Source organism: Bacillus sp. EB600 (assembly GCF_024494385.1).
Taxonomy (GTDB): domain Bacteria; phylum Bacillota; class Bacilli; order Bacillales; family Cytobacillaceae; genus JAEVLT01.
In genome coordinates, this window is the sequence record NZ_JAEVLT010000080.1 from 1 (window position 1) to 5,684 (window position 5,684).

The 5,684-nt window shown below is 32.5% G+C and carries 6 protein-coding genes; 3 read left to right on the forward strand and 3 right to left on the reverse strand.

The features are described from left to right. Positions 1 to 386: 386 nt before the first annotated feature. The 3 genes from JN080_RS28130 to JN080_RS28140 all read right to left on the reverse strand — a co-directional run bounded on the left by JN080_RS28130 (position 387) and on the right by JN080_RS28140 (position 1,785). Complete coding sequence (locus tag JN080_RS28130) at positions 387 to 845, reverse strand: hypothetical protein (protein ID WP_256239251.1); 459 nt, start codon at positions 843 to 845, stop codon at positions 387 to 389. 390 nt (positions 846 to 1,235) lie between these two features. Continuing rightward, positions 1,236 to 1,505, reverse strand: coding sequence for a DUF3847 domain-containing protein (locus tag JN080_RS28135; RefSeq protein WP_256239252.1), 270 nt, complete (start codon positions 1,503 to 1,505; stop codon positions 1,236 to 1,238). Between the two features lie 10 nt (positions 1,506 to 1,515). Further along, positions 1,516 to 1,785: a hypothetical protein gene (locus JN080_RS28140; protein WP_256239253.1), complete on the reverse strand. Its 270-nt coding sequence runs from the start codon at positions 1,783 to 1,785 to the stop codon at positions 1,516 to 1,518. Positions 1,786 to 2,002: 217 nt separating this feature from the next. Between JN080_RS28140 and mobQ the strand changes: the two genes are divergently transcribed. From mobQ to JN080_RS28155, 3 genes are all read left to right on the forward strand, one after another. Next, positions 2,003 to 4,000 (forward strand): MobQ family relaxase, encoded by a 1,998-nt coding sequence (mobQ, locus tag JN080_RS28145; protein WP_256239254.1) that lies wholly within the window; start codon positions 2,003 to 2,005, stop codon positions 3,998 to 4,000. A 308-nt stretch (positions 4,001 to 4,308) separates the two neighbouring features. After that, entirely contained in the window at positions 4,309 to 4,623 is a 315-nt protein-coding gene (locus JN080_RS28150) for a hypothetical protein (protein WP_256239255.1), read from the forward strand. Positions 4,624 to 4,835: 212 nt separating this feature from the next. After that, positions 4,836 to 5,003, forward strand: coding sequence for a hypothetical protein (locus JN080_RS28155; RefSeq protein ID WP_256239256.1), 168 nt, complete (start codon positions 4,836 to 4,838; stop codon positions 5,001 to 5,003). Positions 5,004 to 5,684 lie beyond the last annotated feature (681 nt).

Sequence of the window (5,684 nt, forward strand, 5' to 3'; positions counted from 1 at the left end):
ATATTTCTAGCACGATTTGAGACTTAAACTCTGGTGTATATCGATTTCTTTTTGTCATAAACCTACTTTAACATCTCCTTATTTCGTGTCTAGATTTATGGGTCCATTATATGGAGTACTTGTGTGTTTTGGTAATATTAGTCTAGCTTCTTTAAGCACATTATGGTGAAATTGAAAATCTCGAAACCATTCGTTTTCAAAGTGGATGGCAGCAGTGTAAAAAAATAATAAATCACCTTTGTATTTACAACTTATTTTCGATAAAAAATTGGTTATGACTAAAAACATTTTTAATTTTATTTGTCCCAGGATTTGTATATTGACGACGCTAGTCTTTTTTTAAATGAATCCATCTCACAAGCAATGAGAAATTTTTATCTAATGCTTCAAGAATGAAAGGTGTATTTACACCATTCCCAATCTAAAATGTCTGTGCTATTCACTTTCGCTATTATCCAACCTTCTTCAACTAATTTAATCATTATTTTAATCATATCTAGATAATCTAATCGTGGGTGATCTGTAGTTACTAATAAGTTATTAACGTAATCGAATAATCTTTGCGAATCCATACAACCACTTATTGCTAATGCTTCTTGAACTGCTATTCTTACTGCGTTAATCATTTTATCGATCCTATCAGCATGAAAAGGAATACTTGGTTCCAAATATGGAAAATAATTCTGAGTTCCAGGTGCACATGGTTGTATATTATACCTGGTACCTCCGATAAGATAATGATAAGGAGCCGTACCAAGCAAAGGTTGAGTCCATGCTCCGAACATCAGAGGAGGAAATCCTTGATATGTTACACCATTAGTTCCAGTAATGATAGTGGGCAACATTTTTAATCACCATTCTTTAATGAATTTTTAATATGTTATGAATAGCAAGAAAGTGTTGAGTTTGTCTTCCCACAAAAAGGTGGATTAGGTTTTGCGGGGAAAGTATTTGGAACGGATTATCAAAACAAATTGACCAAAAAGATGCAACTCAGTTATAACTTGGGTATTTATATTTTTAATATATAAAAAGCACCGCAAAATGCGATGCAAGTTAAAGTTTTGTGATAGGAAACAGAACCCGTTTGTATATTTTCTCTACTTTTTTGATGTGAGACTAAGCATGAGTAAAAATGGTTAATTATTACATACATGCAAAAATAGAATAATCTAATTTATAAAAAGGCCAAAGGAACAAATGAAAACTAAAGTTTTTTTCTATTATTCATGTGTTTATTGATTTTCCTTTATTTTTTGAATTTGGCGATAAACATAATCTTTATTCTTCTTTCTAAAATCAGCTAAAACCTTTAATAAATCTTCTGTAAACTCAAGAGAATCATCTTCATTTTCTAGGTATTTTTCAAAGAGTGCTCCTTTTTGAATCAATCTTCTTGTTCTGGCACGGCGATCCTCATTAGAAACTTTGTATTCTAGGGCTTTCTTTTTTTGTTCGAGAACTTTTATTTTATCTTCTAGTTTTTGAACGTCTTTATTTGACATATCTATTACCCTAATCTACAGAATTACTTAACGACGTATTAAAATCTGTTTTATTGTGTTCTTCATCAGATGAAGCTGCTTCCCTATAGGACTTTACTTGATCCCTCAGCGAATCTATTAAGACTTTTGCTTCCTTAATACCTTCAACTCCCCATGTATCCATTAAGTACTTGCCAATTTCTTTCTGTGAATTTGTTAAAATTCGTTTTTGTTTGTCTTTTAATCTTTTAATCTGTTCTTCAATATTGGTTATTTGTTCTTTTGTATTTTGCTTTGTCATTTTCAACACTCCAATTTGGTAAATTTCCTATATTATAGCATTTGAACCATAAGCTGGAAAATGGTATGATGTTCCCGAAAACGAAGTTAAGGGGGCACTTATATACCACTTCGTTGGTATCGCGCGTTGGTCCCTTCTTTGAAGGAGCCAATCTCGTGAAGCGTCTCTGAAAATTCGCTTCGCTCATGTCATTAAACTAAGTTGAGGTGCTATAACGATGGCAATCTATCATTTCTCGAATCAGATCATTTCTAGAAAAAAACAGCAAAATACCATTGCGGCTGCAGCATATCGTTCTGGTGAAAGATTGATAGATGAAAGAACGAATGAGGAAAAGTTCTACAAAAGAAAAGTGAAACCGATTACTCATATTCTTGGGCCTAGTCATGCGCCACATTGGGTTTATGATCGTCAAACTTTATGGAATGAAGTGGAGAAAAAAGAAAAACAATGGAACGCGCAGCTTTCTCGTGAAATTAATGTCGCCTTGCCTAAAGAATTACCTCACGATGAGCAAGAATGTTTAGCCATTGAGTTTTGTCAGGATATTTTTGTGAATGATGGGATGGTTGCGGATTTATCCATCCACCGGGATGATGAAGAAAATCCACACTTTCATGTGATGTTAACGATTCGTCCCTTTAATGAAGATGGATCATGGGGAAATAAACAAATGAAAGTAAAAGAAATAGTCGACGGAAAACAACAAATTAAAGCTTTACATACAACGGATTGGAATACAAAAGAAAAACTGATGTATTGGAGAGAACAGTGGGCTCTTTATGCTAATAATTATTTAGAGAAAAATGGTTTTTCCGAAAGAATCACTCATTTATCGAATAAAAGTAGGGGACTTGAAACGGTTCCAACGATCCATGAGGGTTTTGTCGCAAGACAAATGGATAGTCAAGGAAAAGAATCCGATCGGATTCAAATGAATCATGCAAGAAAAGAGTACAACAAAACAGTTATTGAACTAGCGGAAGCGAAGAAAGAAAAACATGCCAAAGAAAGAACGGAAAAGTTTATTCGTCGCTTTACTCCTATAGAAAAAAAGCTACTCCGTGAGTCAACTAAATATTTAAGAATGTTTGTTAACTATGAAAATATTAACGCTAGAAAAGTACAGTTAGGAAAATGGCAATCCCGTCTTGAATTCCAACAAAATTCCATTGATAAATATAAAAAATTAAACCGAATTGAAAAAGAAACAGATATCTTAAATCAAGCTGAATCCATCTTAGACATGGAAGCCAATCGATTTTTAGAAAAGTATTATCCAAATTTAAATAAAAGTGAGCTAACTAAAGACCAAAAAATAGAAGTGGTTGACATAACCGTTTCGCAAAATAAATTATTAAACACCTATGATATTCAAAATATCTGCCGTGAATTAGAGAAAATGCAAATTGAAAAAGATCTCAATCGGTTATTAAATAATCGACCACAATTTGTTTTATCTTTGCAGCAAGAAATACAGCGTATAGAAAATCAATTTGAATCTTTACGTGTTAAAAATGGGGTTGATTTTGCTGATCCATCTACCATTAAAAATGCTTCTGATAAAGAATTAAAACAAATGCAGTTCTTATTGCAGCAAAAAGAAATAATCAAAAAATCGTTAGAATTAATGGATAAGCTTTATAATCATCAACTACAAGAAATGTATCCTAGTTGGGATGGACGTAATTATTTAACGATTGAACAGAAGGAATTTTTTGTGATGGCAGAGGAGTACTATGGAAAAAGCATCACCCCGGAAGATTTCTCAGATCCACCAAGAAAGTACTCAAAAGAGGAACAAAAGGAAATTATTTTCTCTTTATATTGCATTAATAGCAATAAAACTGAATCATCTAAAAAAGATCAACACTATAAACTTTTGCGTAATAAATATCCTGAATTTCAGATTGATAATCAATCATTTAAACAAATGTTTTATCATGAATGCATGCGATATGCAGATGAAATTGGTCCAGATAAAATAGAGCAACTTCAACATGCAATTAAAAATCAAACATTTGATAATGTTGAAGAAATACAATCGGGCATTCTTGGTAATTCCACTCCACAATATAATTTCAATTCTTCTAATGAATTAGACTTCTTTTCGATTCTTGAAGGGGCAATTCGTGAAGCAGATCGAAAGTGGAGGGAGGATGAATTTGAACAGCGAAACAAGAAAAAGAAACGACAAAAAGGAATGGATCGCTAGGTAAAAAAATATTGTAAAGAACTCTAAAATTAAGGATTTAGACGCAAAATTTCAATGATCAGGTTGAAAGTATTGCTTATCTTATCTACATTTTAGGCAACAAAAGATGCTCTTAAGGGAGCTACTGGCGATGTAGGGCAGCAAACTTTTGCTCAATTCAAAAATAGTACAAGGGTTAAAGCTGGGACTGCTGATCGTGAACAGTTGATGGACCGTCAAACTGAAAGGATGATCAGAAAGGTAGCGTTACTTCAATTGAAGATTTACTGTGCCGGCGTTTAGACGGAGGTAATCTTGCAAATGCTCCTTTGACAAATCGTAAAAGTTTCAAAGATGTAAACAGGGAAGATGCTGCTACAATAGAACATTCAGATATTCACAATACGGAGCTTACAGATCATTCGCAGGATGGGAAATTAAGTGATAGCAGGTCACTTTTACGGTCAGTTGAACGTGATATTTCTCAAGATACAACGAATCAGGAACAATTGATAAATAACAGTAATGAAAAAAATATCAAAGATGAAATCGATCGTCAATCCATTCACAATGATCATAATGAGCGTACTCTCGTTGAACACAAATATGATTATCAGCATACAGATTTACGAATAACTTCCTAAACATTTGTAAAACAATTTCGTTTTTTATTGAATAACACAGAATAATGGTAGGTGTAGTTAGTACTTCATATTTTTTAATTAAACCACGAAAATAAAAGGGAAAAGGTAAAAAGAATAGAATTACAACCAGAGGAAGTAGATAAACCCGCACATTAAAAGCAATAGATATTATTATAGCAAGTCCAGAGACAGTACAACGAGATGTGAAACAGATGGAAACTAAATATTATGAAAAATATTCTTCAAAGATGCCAATAGAGGAAATTCAAGATAAAATTGCTGAACACATTATTTCAAATTACTCTTATTATACGGCATTTGCAGGAGGAGCATCTGCTCTTACTGGTGCGATTCTAAGCGAATTAACTTCAGTTAAGTGAGGGTAAATAGAGTTAACTTTGTTGTATAGCAATCCAATCAATGTATAAATATAAGGAGTGTCTATTCTTGGGACAAGATTCCCATTTGGATCGGATTGCTTCCATTAATATGCTTTCTTGTAACCCGTTTTTTCTTCTGCCTACATCTACTTATTAAAATAGATGTTTTGAATGCAACATATTTTTTCAGATGTTGCCTAACAAAGAGCGAAGGGATAAGTTTATTTAAGTAAAATCAATGCAACTGGAAAAACTTTCTATTGCCAGGTAATACGGAAGGTGATATTCTAAGAAAACTGATTCGTTAACAGCTTCAAAAACGAATTTTTTAAACCAAAGATATTTCGTAGAAGTTTACAAATGCAAATTAGTATGGTACAATAGTCATTGTCGCTGATGAAAAATTAATCCTTTAAAAAAGGGTTGACGAAGTATTTGGTTGAGAATATAATAAGAAAGCTGATTCGTTAACAACTTCAAAAACGAATTTTTTAAAGAAAAAATATTTCGCAGAAGTTGACAAGTGCGAATTTGCGTGATACAATGATTATTGTCGCTGATGAAAAATTAATCCTTAAAAAAGGATTGACAAAGTATTCAGTCGAGAATACAATAAGAAAGCTGTTTTTAAGAAATTGTTCTTTGAAAACTAAACAAACAAAAACGTCAACAATAAAAAAC